Annotated in this window: 18 protein-coding genes; 13 read left to right on the plus strand and 5 right to left on the minus strand. The window is 47.3% G+C overall.

Translation table 11 applies throughout. The annotated features are described in order from the left end of the window. The first annotated feature begins 210 nt into the window (after positions 1–210). The 3 genes from P1P86_14735 (at position 211) to P1P86_14745 (ending at position 2,688) form a co-directional block, all read left to right on the plus strand. Positions 211–1,344 carry a serine hydrolase gene (locus P1P86_14735; GenBank protein ID MDF1576441.1) on the plus strand — a complete coding sequence of 378 codons (1,134 nt, stop codon included), beginning with the start codon at positions 211–213 and terminating at the stop codon, positions 1,342–1,344. 91 nt (positions 1,345–1,435) lie between these two features. Next, positions 1,436–2,233 (plus strand): response regulator, encoded by a 798-nt coding sequence (locus P1P86_14740; protein ID MDF1576442.1) that lies wholly within the window; start codon positions 1,436–1,438, stop codon positions 2,231–2,233. Between the two features lie 47 nt (positions 2,234–2,280). Beyond that, entirely contained in the window at positions 2,281–2,688 is a 408-nt protein-coding gene (locus P1P86_14745; protein MDF1576443.1) for a SpoIIE family protein phosphatase, read from the plus strand. On the opposite strand, the gene P1P86_14750 is transcribed toward P1P86_14745, so the two are convergent. After that, positions 2,681–3,670: an ATP-binding protein gene (locus tag P1P86_14750; protein ID MDF1576444.1), complete on the minus strand. Its 990-nt coding sequence runs from the start codon at positions 3,668–3,670 to the stop codon at positions 2,681–2,683. The genes P1P86_14745 and P1P86_14750 overlap by 8 nt on opposite strands. A 40-nt stretch (positions 3,671–3,710) precedes the next feature. Beyond that, positions 3,711–4,445 carry a hypothetical protein gene (locus P1P86_14755; GenBank protein ID MDF1576445.1) on the minus strand — a complete coding sequence of 245 codons (735 nt, stop codon included), beginning with the start codon at positions 4,443–4,445 and terminating at the stop codon, positions 3,711–3,713. 216 nt (positions 4,446–4,661) lie between these two features. On the opposite strand from P1P86_14755, the gene P1P86_14760 reads away from it, so the two are divergent. The 6 genes from P1P86_14760 (at position 4,662) to P1P86_14785 (ending at position 11,510) form a co-directional block, all read left to right on the plus strand. Further along, complete coding sequence (locus P1P86_14760; protein MDF1576446.1) at positions 4,662–4,886, plus strand: hypothetical protein; 225 nt, start codon at positions 4,662–4,664, stop codon at positions 4,884–4,886. Between the two features lie 19 nt (positions 4,887–4,905). Then, a complete protein-coding gene (locus tag P1P86_14765; GenBank protein ID MDF1576447.1) occupies positions 4,906–6,039 on the plus strand; it encodes a hypothetical protein in 1,134 nt (377 codons plus the stop codon). 124 nt (positions 6,040–6,163) lie between these two features. Beyond that, positions 6,164–8,227, plus strand: coding sequence for a hypothetical protein (locus tag P1P86_14770; protein ID MDF1576448.1), 2,064 nt, complete (start codon positions 6,164–6,166; stop codon positions 8,225–8,227). Positions 8,228–8,238: 11 nt separating this feature from the next. Continuing rightward, on the plus strand, positions 8,239–8,457 hold the full coding sequence (locus P1P86_14775) for a hypothetical protein (protein ID MDF1576449.1): 219 nt from the start codon (positions 8,239–8,241) through the stop codon (positions 8,455–8,457). 12 nt (positions 8,458–8,469) lie between these two features. Next, on the plus strand, positions 8,470–10,062 hold the full coding sequence (locus P1P86_14780; GenBank protein MDF1576450.1) for a radical SAM protein: 1,593 nt from the start codon (positions 8,470–8,472) through the stop codon (positions 10,060–10,062). Between the two features lie 110 nt (positions 10,063–10,172). Then, the gene (locus P1P86_14785; protein MDF1576451.1) at positions 10,173–11,510 is read left to right on the plus strand and encodes a hypothetical protein; all 1,338 of its coding nucleotides are present in this window, start codon (positions 10,173–10,175) and stop codon (positions 11,508–11,510) included. A gap of 36 nt (positions 11,511–11,546) precedes the next feature. Here the strand turns inward: P1P86_14785 and P1P86_14790 are convergent, their stop codons facing one another. Continuing rightward, a complete protein-coding gene (locus P1P86_14790; protein MDF1576452.1) occupies positions 11,547–12,248 on the minus strand; it encodes a hypothetical protein in 702 nt (233 codons plus the stop codon). 123 nt (positions 12,249–12,371) lie between these two features. On the opposite strand from P1P86_14790, the gene P1P86_14795 reads away from it, so the two are divergent. The 4 genes from P1P86_14795 (at position 12,372) to P1P86_14810 (ending at position 14,822) form a co-directional block, all read left to right on the plus strand. Further along, positions 12,372–13,187 carry an aminotransferase class IV gene (locus P1P86_14795; GenBank protein MDF1576453.1) on the plus strand — a complete coding sequence of 272 codons (816 nt, stop codon included), beginning with the start codon at positions 12,372–12,374 and terminating at the stop codon, positions 13,185–13,187. A gap of 172 nt (positions 13,188–13,359) precedes the next feature. Next, positions 13,360–14,022 (plus strand): hypothetical protein, encoded by a 663-nt coding sequence (locus P1P86_14800; protein MDF1576454.1) that lies wholly within the window; start codon positions 13,360–13,362, stop codon positions 14,020–14,022. A gap of 175 nt (positions 14,023–14,197) precedes the next feature. Continuing rightward, complete coding sequence (locus tag P1P86_14805) at positions 14,198–14,416, plus strand: hypothetical protein (protein MDF1576455.1); 219 nt, start codon at positions 14,198–14,200, stop codon at positions 14,414–14,416. A gap of 208 nt (positions 14,417–14,624) precedes the next feature. After that, complete coding sequence (locus P1P86_14810) at positions 14,625–14,822, plus strand: hypothetical protein (GenBank protein ID MDF1576456.1); 198 nt, start codon at positions 14,625–14,627, stop codon at positions 14,820–14,822. Positions 14,823–14,849: 27 nt separating this feature from the next. On the opposite strand, the gene P1P86_14815 is transcribed toward P1P86_14810, so the two are convergent. Together P1P86_14815 and P1P86_14820 are read right to left on the minus strand one after the other, a co-directional pair. Then, entirely contained in the window at positions 14,850–15,818 is a 969-nt protein-coding gene (locus P1P86_14815; protein MDF1576457.1) for a hypothetical protein, read from the minus strand. Between the two features lie 145 nt (positions 15,819–15,963). Further along, on the minus strand, positions 15,964–17,736 hold the full coding sequence (locus P1P86_14820; GenBank protein ID MDF1576458.1) for an ABC transporter ATP-binding protein: 1,773 nt from the start codon (positions 17,734–17,736) through the stop codon (positions 15,964–15,966). Positions 17,737–17,742: the final 6 nt, after the last annotated feature.

The raw sequence follows: 17,742 nt of genomic DNA on the forward strand, positions 1-17,742 counted from the left end.
AAATGCGATTTGTGAAGTCATTTGTACCAAATTTTCTAAATTAGACGGCAATCCAAATTAGTTTTGTGAAGCCCTATTCGTAATAAAACCTGCATTTCGAAAAAAGAACTTTCTTCTGATGAAAAAAACTACTCCCTGCAATTTCCGGCGACCCTGGTCCTGGTTCTGGTATTCTCCCTGTCATTCTCCTGTAACAACAGCCCGGAATCAGTGGCGGGCCTGTCATTGGATACCCTGAAACTGGCCGACACCAAAATGCAGTCGCTGGTGGATGAAGGAAAGCTGCCCTGCGTGGCGACCATGATTGTCAAAGATGGCAAGCCGGTTCACCGTTTTACCACCGGATGGGCAAATATCGAAGAAAACCGGGCTCTGGGGGAGGACGCGATCTTCAGGATCTATTCCATGTCAAAGCCAATTACCACAGCCGCCCTGATGATCCTCTATGATGAAGGCCGGTTTCAGCTGGATGATCCGGTGGCCGCTTATATTCCCGAATTTGCCGGGACAAAGGTCTGGGTGAATGGTGAAGAGGTGGAGCAGGAGGAAGCTTTCACCATCAGGCATCTGCTGACTCATACGGCAGGGTTCTGTTATGGCTGGGACGTCTCTCATGTGGATTCGCTCTATGTCCAGGCCTCTCCTGAAGGCTTATGGGGTATCCGCAACCTGGAAGAGATGATCAGACTGGTGGCCTCTATCCCGCTGAAGAACCAATCGGGTTCCAAATATGAATATTCCATATCCATCGACGTAGCCGGCTACCTGGTGGAAGTTCTGTCGGGGATGCCTTTTGATAAATTCCTGCAAACCCGCCTGTTTGATCCGCTGGGAATGAAGGATACCGGCTTTGATGTGCCGGAGGAGGACTTTGACCGCCTGGCCATGATCTATACCAGGGATCCGGAAAGTGGCCAACTTGCACCGGTGGAAGGCCTGACAAACGGTGTCAAACAGAAAGTGACCCTTTTTTCGGGCGGAGGCGGACTGGTATCCACTCTGGACGATTACAGCAGATTTGGCCAGATGCTCCTGAATGGCGGAGAGCTGGAGGGAGTACGCGTTCTGGAAGAAGCGACGGTGAAAATGATTATGAGCGAACAGATGCCCTCTGCATTGGACTACCAGGAGGGCTTCAGATACGGTCTGGGAGGACATGTGAACCTGACTACCCGTGAGTATGGATGGAGCGGTATGGCCTCCATCGATTTTATTGCAGATCCTGAAAACAACATGGTACTGCTCTCCTTCACCCAGTACATCCCTTTTATGGAGTTCCCCTTTGCAGCCGGGTACCGGGAGTTTGTTCGGAAGGCTATGGCGGAGCCGGTAAAAGAAGAGTAGAACAGCTTGTACATCGGCCTCCATATCCTTCGGCGGGACTCCTTTAATCAGGTCGCAGACTAAAAAACTTTGCGTATTTTTAAAGTATATTATGGGCACTACAGACTCAGATCCTATATACTCCATTCTTTACATCGATGATGAAGAGAACAACCTGATCAGTTTTAAATCAACGTTCAGGCGGGATTATCACATCTATGTAGCCTCCTCCGGTATGGAAGGACTGGAAATTATGGAAAAACATAATATTCAGCTGGTCATTACCGACCAGCGCATGCCGGATATGTCCGGGATTGAGTTCCTGGAACAGATCGTCCCTCTCTATCCGTATTGCATGCGAATGATCATGACCGGTTTCAGTGACCTGGATGCTGTTATCCAGGCCATTAACAAAGGGAATATTTATCGCTATATCTCCAAACCCTGGAACAGGGAGGATCTGAAAATAACCATCGACAGTGCCCTGGAGGTGTATAACCTTAAATCGCAAAACAAACACCTGATCGATGATCTGAAGGAGGCAAACAGGACCCTGGAACAAAAGGTACTGGAACGGGCCCGGCAAATTGAGCAACAGCGGCTGAATATTACCGATAGCCTGCATTATGCGAGGCGCATTCAGAAAGCCCTGATGCTTCCATCCGAAGAGCTTGAAAAGATACTGCCCGACCATTTCATCCTGAATAAACCCAAGGCTATCGTAAGCGGGGATTATTACTGGGTATCCCAGAATGACCATAAACTGATTATTGCAGTGGCCGACTGCACGGGTCACGGAGTTCCCGGTGCTTTTATGAGCATTATGGGAATTAATTTCCTGAACGAGATCGTAAACATGTCAGGGATCATCAAGGCGGATGAGATTTTAAATGAACTTCGCAAAAACTGATTAAATCGCTCGGGCAGACCGGGCAAAGGGATGAGTCCAAAGACGGTATGGAAATGGCCTTGTGCGTGGTCGATGCCGGTAAAAACATGCTTCAGTATGCAGGAGCCTTTCGTCCCATGTATCTCTTAAGACAGAACGAGCTTATTTTGATTAAAGGCGATCGTATGCCCATCGGCATTTATAATGAAGATGAAGTGCCCTTTACCAGCAAAGAAGTCCCCTTTAAGGAGAATGATATGATCTATATGTTCACAGACGGATATCTGGACCAGATCGGAGGCCTGGAGAGAAAGACCTTCAAATCCGTAAGATTCAAGGCCCTGCTAAAGGAAATCCACTCCAAAGCGCTCGACGAGCAAAAATCCATACTGCGAGAAGAACATGAGATATGGAGATCTGGCTCGGAGCAGATTGATGATATCCTGATCCTGGGAGTCAGGCTCTCCTTCAAATAGAATTGCCCGTTTGGGTTCTTGGCAGGGAAATGATAAACTCGGTTCCTTTTCCGGGTTCTGAAAGAACATCGATGTTACCTTTATGCTTTTCTATGATCCCGTAACTGATTGAAAGACCCAGTCCGCTTCCCTGACCCACTTCCTTGGTAGTAAAAAAAGGATCAAAAATATGCTCTTTCACCTCCGGCGTCATCCCCTCTCCATTATCCTTGATGATGATCTTGATCCCGATAGCACTGCCGACCGTCTGGATAAACAATTCACCTTTGCCCTCTTCCATAGCCTGAAGACTGTTATTGATTATATTCATAATAACCTGCTTGAGCTGGCCGGGAAAACACTCCACCACTTCAAAATCCCCATAATCCTTATGGACCCGGACTTTCTTCTCCATGATCTGATTCTGGAGAAGAACCAGAGAGGAATCGATTCCCTCGTGAATGTCGTAGAACTGGCAGGCCTCATCGTCCAGCCGGGAAAAGCTCCAGAGCCCTTTAATTATTTCAGTAGATCTGCTTGCCCCCTCTTCAATGCCTTTCAGGAGACTGAAAATCTCCTGGATCAGAAATGAAAAATCCATCTCCTCCTTGATGGCATTTACCTCCGCAAAATACCCGGTCAGTTTATTGGCTTCGACCGTCTTTTCATATTTTTCAATCACAAAGAAGACTTCTTCCAGGTCCTTTTGCAGCGGATAGACATTTCCACTCAGGAAATTGATGGGATTATTCAGCTCATGCGCTATGCCGGCCGTAAGAACCCCTACAGATGCCAGCTTTTCTGATTGAATTAATTGGGTCTGTGCCAGTTTGAGGTTTTCGACCATTAATTCCAGCTCATGTTTCTGAATTTCGGTGGCATTCCTGGTCAGCACGACCTCCTCCCTCTGGGTTGCAATAATTTCCCGAAGGGCCTGGATCTCCTTCTTCTGAGCTTTAACAGTTTCCTGCAGCTCCTGTATCTTATTTTTCAGTTTCTCCATCCTGTGTAAGAGTCCCGATGTTCATGAATAACGTTCCTGATTATAAGGTATAAGCCAGTCCCACGTTCCATTTAAATTCCGGGAAGGGAGTAATATTGCTCGAAAGAGGCTGAATGGCCTGAAAGAAAATGGTGAAGGGGATATTCCGCAGGGAAGCAGAAAGATAAGCAGCGGTAAACAGCCCGTCCTCGTTCCCGGTGTAGTTAATATAGAAGATTTGAAAGCTGGCTGAAACTATAGTCTTATCCCCAATCCCGATTTCGGATCGATCGGCCTGAAGATTGAAGAAATGACCCTGTACGGTTCCAGGATCCTGTCCTCTGCCGAGCAGGTAGGTGAATCCCAGTGAGCTCCTGGGACTGAATTTATACTTACTTATAAACTCAACAGCCAGGTATTTCTGGGCCTGCCAGAGTACCTCCTCCTCTGTTTCAAATTCACTGAAAAAAGAGCTGATCACAGCACCTGTCTTAAATTCAAACCTGGGTCTGTCAATTAACTTATAATGAAACCAATTATCCATGATCCAGGGCCTAAGTTCCAGGCTGTAAGAAAGCTGAGGATCATAGCTGAATCGCCCCTTCGTCAGCGAAAAAGAGCCTATGAAAGCAGGTTTTCCAAGTGAAAAGGCAGGAACATAGGCAATACCATTGCTGTTCAGGGAAATTTTTGCCTCAGCGTGTAATTTCTTCGATCTGCTAATATCCTCAGCTTCCTGCGTCCAGGATACAGTGAAAACAAAGAGAAATAACAGGAATGTCCAAAGTTTCTTCATGCTATAAGTTGTTTATTTGGCTGCCTTCTTTCTTTTTCCCTAAAGTATGAAAAGTAACCTATATAGACCTTAAAAAAAGTCAGGTCCAGGACTAAACAAATTCCAGTTTCACTTTTCTTACTGATAGAGAGATCATGCAAATTTCCGGCATTTATTCTGAACAATTTAAACGGGTGCAGCGTATAAAGATCAGAAAACAGCCAAATCCTTATCATTATGATTGACAAGATCGACATTCTTCGCAACTACCACGATCAGGCAATTGTCATTACACTGGCCAATGAAAAGGAAGTCTTATCAGGAATGATCGTGGATGATACCCCCGACGATCACTGTGTATTTGTGGAAAATCCCCACCTGGTGGAATTTTATGAAACCAGAAAAAAATCCCTCATGCACAGAGTCTACTTCAAGGATATGAAAGCCATTGATTACCAGTAATTGTTAAGAGAAGACAGTCATGGCAGGCAGCAGAGTTAAAATCTGGAAACAGGATCCCAGCGTGGAGAGCATTGGGATCCGTTCTTCTTACATATCCACCGAGGTACAGAACGGGCCGGCCGATCAGGACATCGTTCTTCAGGGCATGCCCCATGTGGTCGCTAACGCGCAAAATGATTTCATCTTCTACCCGGAAGAAAATCCTCTGGAGTTTGATGCGGTCCACACCTTCTCCATAGTCCGGCAGGTGCTCACCATGCTTCGCCGGGCTTTGAACCGGATGCAGATTACACAAAACTTTAACTGGTTCTGGGGGCCAGAACCCATTCAGGTATACCCGAGAGCGGGTCTGGATGCTAATGCCTATTACAGCAGAAATGAGAAGGCCCTCCGCTTTTATTATTTTCATCCTTCGGGAGATACATCAAATCCACTGATCTATAGTTGCCGTTCCTTCGATATTGTGGCTCATGAGGTGGGACATGCTGCCCTGGACTCCCTGAAGCCGGAGTATCTGAGCAGCAGCTGGCACCCCCAGACCGGAGGCCTCCATGAATCTTTTGCCGATCTGTTAGCCATATTTACCATGCTGGCCCAGATGGATGTCTGTGAAGCCATCATCGTGGAGTCCAAAGCGGATCTTCATTCCAAAAGCTTTTTCCCCGCCCTGGCCGAACAGTTCGGCCTGGCATTTGGACAGCCCATGGGCTTGAGAAATGCCGACAACGACCTTAAAATGAGCGATGTAACCACCGAGGTTCACGATATTTCCAGAGTATTTACCGGAGCCATCTATGATATCCTGGCCGATTTCTTCGAACTTTCCCAGGATCCTGGTTTATTTGACCAGGCCGAATCCCTCTTCAGGGTCGGTAAATACCTGACCTCCCTGGTCATCGCCTCCATCTGGCAGGGACCCGATGCCAATGCCACATACGCCGATATCGCCAATAAAATGCTTGAACAGGAAGAAGACAGCGAACGAAAGGAGCTCATCCGGCAGCAGTTCAGGAAAAGAGAAATCCTGGATGCTCCGGTCGGCCTGGCAGGTGTACAGCCCCGGGACCTCTCCTGGGAAGGCTGTTGCGGAACCATGCGTCTGAAAGAACACCAGAACCTGTTTGAGAAAAGCATTGGTGCAGCATCCGGGTAGAGACCCTCTTCCCGGGAAGCATATCCTTGATAATAAAAAACTTACGTTTCTTGGATAAGTCCTGAAAATGTCGGAAATTATATAGCTTTTTACCGAGACACGCTTACGTAAACCGGCTATAGCTATGAAGCCTGACAAGGTTTATAAGTTTGTTCAGGAGCTGAAGCGCAGAAGAGTATTTCGGGGAATAATTGTATACGGTGCTTCGACCCTGGTCTTATTTGAAGCTGCCACAAACCTGGCCAATTTCCTTGGCCGCGATCGACCGCCCACCTGGTTTGTGGTGCTGCTTGGAGCAGGCTTTATTGTTTCTCTGTGGTTTTCCTGGATCTATGATATTACCCCCGGGGGCATCCGTAAAACCGAGTCCGTCTCAGAAGATAAAGTACCCATCCCGAAAAAGGAGATCAGGACCTACCAGACCACAACCTTTGTGGGTGTCCTTATTATTATCGGGCTCCTTAGTTATAAGCTCATTGATCATGCCAAATCGAAGAAAATCAGGGCACTGGACAAATCCATTGCTGTGCTCCCCCTGGAAGATCATACTTTGAGTCCATCTCAGGCCAGGGAATTTGAGTTTATTGGGAGTGAGATCACTTACTGTTTAACAAAAGTGAAAGACTACCGGATCGTTCCCTGGGAAGACAGCCGGAACTATCCAATACGAAGTAAAAACCGCAGGGAAATAGGAAATGATCTCGCCGTATCCCTACTGGTGGAATGGAAGCCCTTTACCACAGAAGAGGAACGGCATTTATCCATTGAGCTGATCTCCGTGGATAATACCTCGCTTATCTGGGGACAAACCTTCGCCATTAATGGCAGCTGGTCAGAAGAAATATGCAGGCTCAGCCGGAAAATATCAAAAAAAATTACCCGGGAACTTCGAACCTACCTGACCCCGCACGAAAGGGCGCTTATCAGTGAACAGGCCTACCCGGCCCAGGCAAGTCTTTATGCCGCCCTGGGGAATTCCTATACCCAGGATGCCTGGACCCGGACCGTAACCGGAGAGATCGATAAGCAGCACAGGAAAAATGCACTCACCGATTCCATTAGTTTCAGCCGGGCCATAGAATATTTCACCGATGCCATCCAGGAGGACCCATCATTCGCTGAGGCCTATGCAAACCGGGCAAAAGCCATGCTAATGGGGATCCAGGCGCGCTTTTTTGACAGGACTGTCCTGGATAAGAGCCGGGAAGATATCGAGCAGGCATTCACAATAAACGAGGATCTCCCTGAGGCCCATGTAGCTATGGGTTTTTATTACTGGTATGGATTAGATGAGTATAAACTGGCAGCCGTCTCCTTTGAAAAAGCGTGTGAATTGAGTCCCAATTCAACGGAGAACCTCTTCTATTTGTCAAAAATATATTCCACTCTTGGAAACTGGAGGGAAGTCCTGGTTCTGAGCAACAAAGTATTTAAATCCAATCCCCAGAATGCTCTCTACTACACCAACCTGGGGATATCTTATCAATTCCTGGATGAATTCGAAAAAGCAGACCGGAGTCAGGACCGTGCCATTGAGTTAATGCCCCATTGGTATGCTCCATATGTTAATAAAGCCATTTCACAGGCGTACAGGGGAGAGATGGACAAAGCCAGGACTACCATGGTTGAAGCTGTTGAAAACACGGGCAAAAGTTTTAACAGATTCTTTGCCGAATTGAACCTGTATGAAGGAAACTACCTCCTTGCCGCACAGCTAATTGAACAGGTTCCTGAGCAAGAATTCAGGGATCTGGGTGAGAGCCCGGGAGATGCCTTCCTGATCAAAGCAAAAATCCACAAATATGCCGGCCATGAAGCCCTTTCCACAGACAATTTAAGGCTGGCAGCTGCCTATTTTGAGGATCAGCTGCAAAAGCATCCGGAGGATCCGGATACTCAAAGCAAACTGGGACTTGCCAAAGCCGGAATGGGAAAAAAACAACAGGCCGTCGAGCACGGAGAAATGGCACTGATGCTGGGAACTCAAAATTACAGCGCTGTGAGCTTCCCCTCCATTCTCCTTGCCATGGTTCAGACATACGTCCTGTGCAATGACCATGAATCTGCCCTAAACACCCTGAAAGACCTGAAGGATACACGCTCCCTATATACCCTCGATTATCTTAAAACGGACCCGGACCTGCAGCCCCTGTTTGAGGACCCGGGCTTTAAAATTTCTAACCTTTAATACAGTAAATTATGTCCTACGAACTACCCATTGTCTGGCATCTGGACACAAAAAGTATCAAAGAAGTACGCCTTTCACCACCAGACAGGTTAACACGCATCAGAGATATCATGAAAGAATTACAGGAGGGCCGCAAACAGCTGGACCCCACCTTAAAGGAAATCACGGCAATTTGTAATGAAACTACTCATCCGACAGATCCGGAAGAGTCAAATAGTCAGCAGGATTAAAACTTTCGATTTATGAATAGCAACTCCGTGGTTTTTATCGCTTTCCAGGAGCGTGAAAACCTCGGCATCGGATATATGCATGCCATTCTTTCCGGGGCCGGCTATAAGGTAAGCACAATCGATGTCAGAAAAGATAAGGCAGAGATTCTGGAAGAATTGCGCGAGCTGGATCCCATTTTGGTCGGCTTCTCGGTAATTTTTGAAAATCACATCTGCGATTTTCAGGAACTTATCGCTTACCTGCGCTCCGGGGGTATTCAAAGTCATTTCACGGCCGGTGGTCACTTTGCCACACTGAGGCCTGCCGAATTGTTTGCGCTCTCCCCGGCACTTGACTCCCTGGTCAGGGTGGAAGGAGAGCACAGCATTCTTGATCTGGTAAATCATCTTCAAATTCAAAAGGGAAAAGACTGGACCAGGGTGACAGGCATCTCCTACAGGGATCACGGAACCCTGGTGAATAATGCCTCCCGTGCCCTGGAGCCTGATCTGGATAACTTCCCCTACCCCTTTCGTTCAGACTTTAAAGAATACGCGCTTGAAAAAAAATATACCACCCTGTTAGCCGGAAGGGGTTGCCTTCATAATTGCGCCTTTTGCGACATCAGGGAATTCTATAGCCAGGCAGCCGGTCCGGTCAAGCGGATCAGAAAGCCCGAAAAGGTTGTGGAGGAGATGGCCTTCCTGCACCAGGAACACCATTGCAGAATTTTTCTCTTTCAGGATGATGATTTTCCGGTACTTACCAACAGAACCTCTGTCTGGGTGGAGGAATTCTGCAAAGCTCTGAAGGAACAGAAACTGATTGGAAAGATCCTGTGGAAAATCAATTGCCGTACCGATGAAGTGGAGCGGGAAGTATTTGAGCTGATGAAAATGCATGGCCTTTATAAAGTGTATCTGGGAATTGAAGATGGCACCGATACCGGACTGAGGCGGATGAACAAGCGGCTCCTGGTGTCTGATAACCTGGAGGCTGTTCAGACACTGAAAGACCTGGCCATCCGTATAGATTATGGCTTTATGCTCTTCCAGCCCTCCTCCACCTTCCACTCCATAAACGAAAACCTCGCATTCCTCGAAGAGATATGCCGCGATGGCTATATGCCTGTAACCTTCCTGAAAATGATGCCTTACCTGGGCACCAGGATTGAGAAGGACCTTAGAAAAGAGGGACGCTTGAAGGGGCAGCCCGGGTTTTTAGATTACGATTTCCCCGATCCGGCCATGGATAACTTTTATGCATTTACAGACAAAGTTTTTAATATCTGGATCCATGCAGGAGACGGACTGGGTAACTATTTGAAATGGGTAATAAACTACCTGGCTGTATTTACCTTCTTCCATGGATCCTTTGAAGGAATTGAACGCAGCTCGGAAAGCATCCGGAAGCTGGTGGCCGATTCCAACAACTTTATCATTCAGACCATGAAGGAGCTATCATCCCTTTTTGAATCCGGAAAATCCGGCCCGCAAATGGATAAGGCCCTGGATAGGGTAAAAAGCTCCATCGGGAAAAAACACCAGAGCGCCCTGAAAGAGGCCGCTGCTTTACTGGAGCAAATCGAAATATATTACCTGACCCGGGATATCTTTATGGAATGACCTGCTTTTAAAAAACAATAAACCGGAACAGATGTTAATACAGAAATATGGACTGGTAACACCCTGTTCCCTAAATTGGTGCTGTCAGGCAAAAAATGAAAAACCCAACTATGAAGAAAAAGAGCTTGAGGACATTAGTAATCACTATACTTCTGTTCCTGCTGGTGATGCCCGGAGTGTCGCAGGAAAGCAGAGTAAAGATTTATAGTGCAAATTCGGACACCACCGCCTGTGGACCAATGGTCTCCGCTTACAGGGATTTTTTCAGGATCAAACTTTACAATGATGCCCTGGTCAACTGGCGTCCTGTCTTTAGAGATTGCCCGTCATTCAGCGAAATGATCTATGTCGATGGAGTCACTATGTACCGCTCCTTCATAGAGCTTGCACCGGAAGGTCCGGTCAGGGAGGGCCTTATCGATACCCTGATGCTCATTTACGACCGAAGGATGGAAAATTTCCTGGGAGAAGGAAATGTGCTGGGTCGTAAGGGAAGAGATCTGCTCAACTACCGGGGATCGGATATAGAACAGGTTCAGAAGGCCCACACGATGCTTAGAAGGAGCATCGAGCTTCAGGGAGTGAAATCCCTGGAAACCACCATGGTCCTCTGCATGTCCTCTGGAATTGCACTGAAAAAAGAAGGTGTGATAGATGAGAAGCAAGTCCTTGAGGATTATCTGATGGTACTGAGCAACCTGATCCGGCTCCAGAAAGAGAGCTCGCGTTGGGACAGGGCCAGGACCGCTATCGATGAAATGATCTTCAGAGAGGACATTGTTTCCTGTAAAGCGCTCGACCGTTACTACGAAGCAATATTTGAAGAGAACCAGGATGATCTTGCTTTCCTGGAGACCGTAATCTCCTCCTATCATAATGCGGGATGCGACCGTTCAGAGTTTTTTGCGGTCGCTTCAGAGAATCTTTACAGACTTGAACCTGGTCCTGAATCCGCTCATAATGTGGCTATCCGGTTTATTTCTGTAAACGATCTTGAAAAGGCAGCCAAATACCTGAAAGAGGCCGTGCAGGCAGAGACCATCGACCCGGAAACCAAGGCCCAATGGTATTATGAACTATCTGTGGTGAGCATGGCTCTTCAGGACAATTGCCAGGCCATCGTCTATGCCCGTGAGGCCATTAAACTGAAGAGTGATTTCGGGCAGGCCTATATCCTCCTCGGAGATGCCTTCATTGCATCCCGGAACGGCCTGGGTGATGAGTTTCAGCAACGCACGGCTTACTGGGCTGCAGCTGATAAGTATGCCAGTGCTGCCTCCATGGAGCCCTCTCTTGCAGAAGAGATCAACATAAAACTAAAAGAGTCTGCCAGCCAGTATCCCGGCAATGAGGATATCTTCTTCCATGATATCAAAGAAGGAGAGCAGTTTATTGTAGGCGGATGTATCAATGAAAAAACCACCGTCCGGGCAAGGAAAGAACTTTAAAAACAGTCCTGACGGAGAAAACAGGAAAGTGTTGACTTACAGATCCAGGGTCAGCCCGATCATGGCAAAGGGCATAAAGGCAGGCTGGTAGATGATTTTGTTAGCATCCTTGTAGGTAAAAGGTTCATCGTCATTTTCGATGTCATTTCTCGGGTTCACATTGTCATCATCCGGACTGTAGGAGGTGTCATGACCATGCAAGGTACTCGGCAAATAATAATCGAGTCCTGCAGCTATCACCAGGTTCAGATTACCAGACATGCTAAAATGACTTTCAATCCCAGCTCCTGCTCCCCATTGCCGGGAGACCACATCAAATTCTTCGTTCCCGCCTATATATGCGAAATTTCCCTTGAAGGAAGATCCTCTTGGTCCAAGTATAAGGTAAGAATGCTTTAATCCGAAAATTGATTTTGGAAACAGGAAATCAAATCTGTAATCGATCGATCGGCCCGACTTTTCCGGCGTTCCATTGGTATTATTGTTAATGAAAACTCGACGGGCATCCATGGCCCTTCCCGGATTGATAAAGCTGTAGCCAACTCCTACCCTGAGTTCAAACGGGAGATGCACATTATGCAGGGTCAGGTTGCCCTGTATCCCATATCCACGGTTATACCCGCTTAAGACCCCTGCAGATAAGCTGGAAGGACTTTTGTCTTTTTCCTGAGCACTGGCAAATGACCCTAAGCCCATCAATAATATAAGCAGTGCAAAAAAGATCTTTCCTGTTTTCATCCTGTTATGTTTTAGAAACGCGACAATTCTTAAATGGCCCATGTAAAACGCAAAAACCCGAAAGATGTTTTCTCATTCGCTCACTTTTCAGAATCAAGTCCAAAAGTCATTACATTTGAAACCATGAACCGATCCGACTACTCCTATTTCAACGGTGACCTGGTACCCTACGGGGATCTGAATCTGCATATAAGCGATTTGCTATTTCAAAGGGGATATGGCGTTTTTGACTTCTTTCGCTGCCGGAACGGGAGCATCCCCTGGCTGGAGGACTATGTGAAAAGACTTTTCAGCTCCCTGGAGTATTCGGCTATTGAACTGGATCTGGACCAGGAACAGTTTATTTCCCTGATTCACGAACTTCAACAAAAGAACAGATTGATAAACAGTGCATTCAAGGTGATTATCACAGGGGGCTATTCCGAGAGCCTGGAATCAGTTACCGGCCGGGCAAACATCATGGTCCTGAACATCCCCTGGAACAAACCACCCGATGAGACCTTCGAGAATGGAGTACAGCTGATCCGGGAAGAATTTGTCCGCCCCAACCCCGAGCTTAAATCACTTTATTACCTCAACACCCTGAAACTTCAAAAAAAAATGAGGGAGTACAAGGCCGTGGATGTCTTGTTCCATACCGATCGGATCTCTGAAGCTTCACGTGCCAATCTCTTTTTTATAAAGAGTGGTCGTATATATACCCCCGCCAGCAACATACTCAAAGGGATCACACGAAAGCAGATACTGTCGCTGTTCCCGGAGATCCGGGTGGAAGACATTGAGGCCCGCTTCCTTTACGATTTCGATGAACTCTTTCTGACCAGTACCTCCAGGGATGTAACCCCGGTAGTATCGGTGGAAGGACAAAAAATCGGCAAAGGCACCCCGGGGCCCCTCACCCGGGAAATCCAGGCGGCATTCCGTGCAGAAGGGTGGTAGAGAGCGGGATATCTTTGCTGAGACACTGTCTCCCCCGGTAATTTTTCAATGAATTCTGGACTCGATTGACATCCGCACCCCAGGGATGTAACTTGCATTGAATCCATGCAAATCATAAATGCCTGAAAAGTCCGTTATACTTTCACAGTGAAAACATTTAAAGCCATGCATTATGAAAAATCTTGTTTTCCTGCTATTCCTGAGTATCTCAGCAGTAGCATATTCGCAGGTTATTACTGAAGAAGAACTCACCTTGATGCTTGTAAGTGCACAGGAAAAATGTGCCGGTGCTCACGAAAGTGTTGTACTCCGGAGCAATGAGGAGTTTGCAAAGACCATCTGGGGCAAAAAAATCAGATTTAACAATGCCCATATTAACCGCTTCTTCAGCCATTCGGCCGGAGAAAAGGTTTCAGCCGGAGTAGATTTGTTTAAAAGTAATCCGAAAGACTGGGTGTATTCATTTGATCAGCAAGAGGCCGCAGAGCTTTTTAAAGGAAATGGAGTCGGGGTAACGGAATCTTACAATACCCTATGGATCAAGGCCAGGCAGAATATACTGCATGCAGAAGTTGAGAAGGAGGGGCGAAAACTCACCCTCGAATTATACTGCCCCCATGACAGCTTCCTGGAGTTGCTCCGGATCGGAAAGACTCAGAGTATCGAATTTTTAATCACCGGATACAAAGGGAGTACAACTTTCAATAGCCACATATACGGGGTGTTGACCGATGTTCACGCCGAAAAGCAGGTGCTCACCTGTGAGAACGGACATGAATTTGATAAAGCACTGGGATATAAATTCTGTCCCACCTGCGGGAAGCCTTTAGAATAATCCTCCTGTTCCCGGATAGGCTTACAAAAAGCAACGCTGTCACAGTGTAGTGATTTGAAGCTGACTCCCAGCTCAGAAATCCCGGTAATATAAACGGTGCAACCCTTTCTCCTGGTTAGCTGTCCTTATATATGAAGAAAAAATTCCATCGAATCGGACCACTAAAACCCGGCCTATGAACAGAACTATTTTATTAGGACTGGCCTTGCTCGTGCTGTCAGCCGGGCCATCCTGTACCAGCACACAGAAGATCTCAGTTGAAGAACAGAGACGTGGACTGCTGCTTATGGAAGGAGAGCAGATTTATAAGAACAGGGGATTCTATAAAGCAAAAAAGAGTAAAAAGCAGCGCAGGAAAACCCTGAAAGCCTCCCGGAGAAAATATAAAAGATAATCCCGGGCTTACCAGTTGTAATCGTTTTTATAATCCCGGATATAGGCGGTCAGCAAGGAAACCAGAGCATCCAGGCTTTTTGAGGTCTCATTCACCAGCCCGATTGCGGCCTTCCATTTTTTCAAAACAGGAAACAGACCGGTGAACAGGTACCCGGAGAAGGCCCTTTTCGAATCACAGAATAAGTCATAAATTTGGCTTGCAGAACATGAAAATTACGAAAGACATAACGATCGAGGACCTTGTAAACCAGAAAACGGCTGCGGTGCGTTACCTTAGCGAAAAGGGGATCAAATGCATTGCCTGCGGCGAACCCATATGGGGCACCCTGGAAGAAGCGGCCAAACAGAAAGGATTCGGAGAAGAGGATATTGAAGGCTTTGTCAGGGACCTGAATGCGCTTTAGGAGCATTCGCAAGTACGAAAGAGATCCTCATTCCCGGCCAGCAATACTGGCCAGAACATACCACATGGCATAGGCCTTGCGATTGGCCGTTATATGCTGTGAATTGTGCGCTCCGTAAGAGACCGAACCACCCGGGGATGTTCTGTTTTCGTAATAGCCGGCACCAACGCTATGGCTGTTCTGCCAGTCTGCATAGAAGTTACCTCCCGTGGAAGAGTCTCCATCATCACCGGCATCTTCCCAGTAGTTTCCATCCATGTCATGGGTATCAATGCCATAGTAATCCAGACAGTAAAAATTGTTATCCCTGCAGTAATCAAGAATCAGATCTGCCTGGTTTTTCGGCTTCCCGTCGCCCACATTATCATCTTTGTTGGCATGGCCCGTCATAAATATGAAGCTCACGGAATTCTCCCTTTGTCCGTTCCCGGTACCAATCTTGCTTCCGCCTTTGCCGTATTCGTTGATCAGAGTCTGCATTCCCGGGAGGTAATTACCCTCGACGTCATGCCCGGCAATATTGCACCAACTCCACATCACCACATTTATTTCTGAATTGTCCAGGTCATCCAGGTAGTTCCGGGTGGCCTGAATAAATGCAGTTTCATTCTGGCTAAGATCAGCCGCACTAACCCCCGGTGCGGCATAAGCTGCCAGGACATTGTCTCTGAAGTCAAGTTTTCCGGCCTGCGGATTATTATTCGTTATGGCATACCTGTCCGCATCCCCTGCTTTGTAGCCCGGCAACCCGAACATGCCGTAAGAGACATGTGTACCATGAGAGGTGTGCTGATAAGCAATATGAAGATTTTCGCGGGCTGCATTAATATATTCATCCGGGACAGACCGGAGGATATCTTCGAAAGCGATGGTATGGTCTGCAATCACGGCATTTTCTCCCTTAATAAATTCAGCATCAGGATCATCTTTTTCGCAGGATGAAAAAACAAACGCAAAAAGAGATGTAAGTACCAGAATATATGAAATTTTCTTCATTTCGCTTGTTTTGATTTTTAATGAGTTTGTTAAGAGTTAAACGTTTCAAGGAAATGATTAGTATCCTCAGGGAGCAATTCCCGGGCCTTATGCTTGTAGCAATCCGGAGACTGCCAGGAGGATATTCAAAAATGAAGGTGCCCGCTTACACCCCGAACTGCATTTCACTCAGGTTTTTATAGATGCCGTCAGCTAATTTCATCAACTGCACGTGGGTGCCCTGCTCAGCAATTTTCCCCTGATCGATCACCACAATATTATCTGCCTTCCGAATGGTGGATAGCCGGTGAGCAATGACAATGGAAGTCCGACCCACCATTAATTTCTCCAGTGCATCCTGCACCCATTTTTCTGATTCCGAGTCGAGCGAAGAGGTGGCCTCATCGAGTATCAGGATCCTGGGATTCTTCAATACGGCCCTGGCTATGGCAATGCGCTGGCGTTGTCCGCCGGATAACTGAGTGCCCCGTTCTCCCACCCGGGTATCCAGTGTATCAGGGAACCTGTTAATAAACTCCATGGCATTGGCCTGCCGGGCGGCATCCAGGATCTCCTCATCGGTAGCCGAGGGTTTCCCATAAGCTATGTTCTCTTTGATGGTCCCTCCAAACAGAAAAATATCCTGAGGAACCAGAGAGATCTGACTCCTTAACACAGATAGGGGAATGTCATGGCAGTCGGTGCCGTCATAGAACAGCTCTCCTTTTTCCGGATAATGGAGCATCAGGAGCAGGGAGGCCAGTGTGGTTTTTCCAGCGCCGCTGGAACCCACGAAAGCAATCAGTTGATTGGGATCGATATTCAGGCTGATATTCTGAAGCACTGCCTCTTCCCGCCTGGAAGGGTAGGAAAAACTAAGGTTTTTCAGCTGAATGCTGCCTTCCAGCTGGAATTCTTCTCTGATCTCACCAGGTTCTTCCAGCTTTTCCTCCCCTTCGTCAAAGAGTTCAAACAGGTCTTCGGTGGCCCCGATGAATCTTTGAATATTGGTGAACAGGTTGGCCAGTCCTCCGATATTTCCTCCTACAAACACCGAATAAATGACAAAGGAGAAAAGATCGCCCGAAGCCAGTTCGCCCATAGCCATTAAGCGCGACCCCTGCCATACCACCGCAGAGATCGCCCCGAAAATTCCAAAGATGATAAAGGAAGAGAAGGCTCCCCTGTATTTGCCGCTTTTCATCCCCAGGGCCGCTATCTCGATGGTAAGCTTTTTATAACGGTTCATCTCCAGATACTCATTGGTATAAGCCTTCACACTCTGGATGCCCTGCAGGGTCTCTTCAACAACCGTATTGGATTCTGCAACCTGTTTTTGAACCTCTTTGGAATACCGGCGTATAAATCGTCCGAATATCCTGGCCAGCACCATCATGGGTGGCAGGATGGCCAGCATAAAGAGGGTCAGTTTCACCGAGGTGAGGGCCAGCAGGACGGTCCCTCCGATGATAATAACGATCTGCCTGATAAACTCGGCCAGGGTGGTGGTCAGCGTTTCCTGCAGCAGCGCCACATCTGCAGAGATCCGGCTGTTAAGCTCACCCACTCGTCTAAGTTCAAAAAAACGAATGGGCAGTTTAATAAGATGATTATAGGTAGAACCCCTTAAGGATGCCAGGGATTTTTCAGTGACATTCACAAAGAGAATCACCCGGAAATAAGAAAATACCGACTGGATGAGGATAAGGATCCCGAGTAAAAGCGCAGTTTGATTGATGGCCTGCTCCAGCGAACCTTCATTTCCGGAATTCACCAGGTCTCCGAGCAATTTGGGGAAAGCCAGGCTGGTAAGGCTGGATCCCAGCAGAAAGAACATGCCCAGCAGGTATTCCCCCTGGAATGGACGTATATAACTATATAGTTTTAAGGAGTTTCGGAGGCCTTCGCGTGTGATCTTTCTTTTGGGTGGCTCTGCCATAGAATA

It is taken from the genome of Bacteroidales bacterium (assembly GCA_029210725.1).
Lineage (GTDB): Bacteria > Bacteroidota > Bacteroidia > Bacteroidales.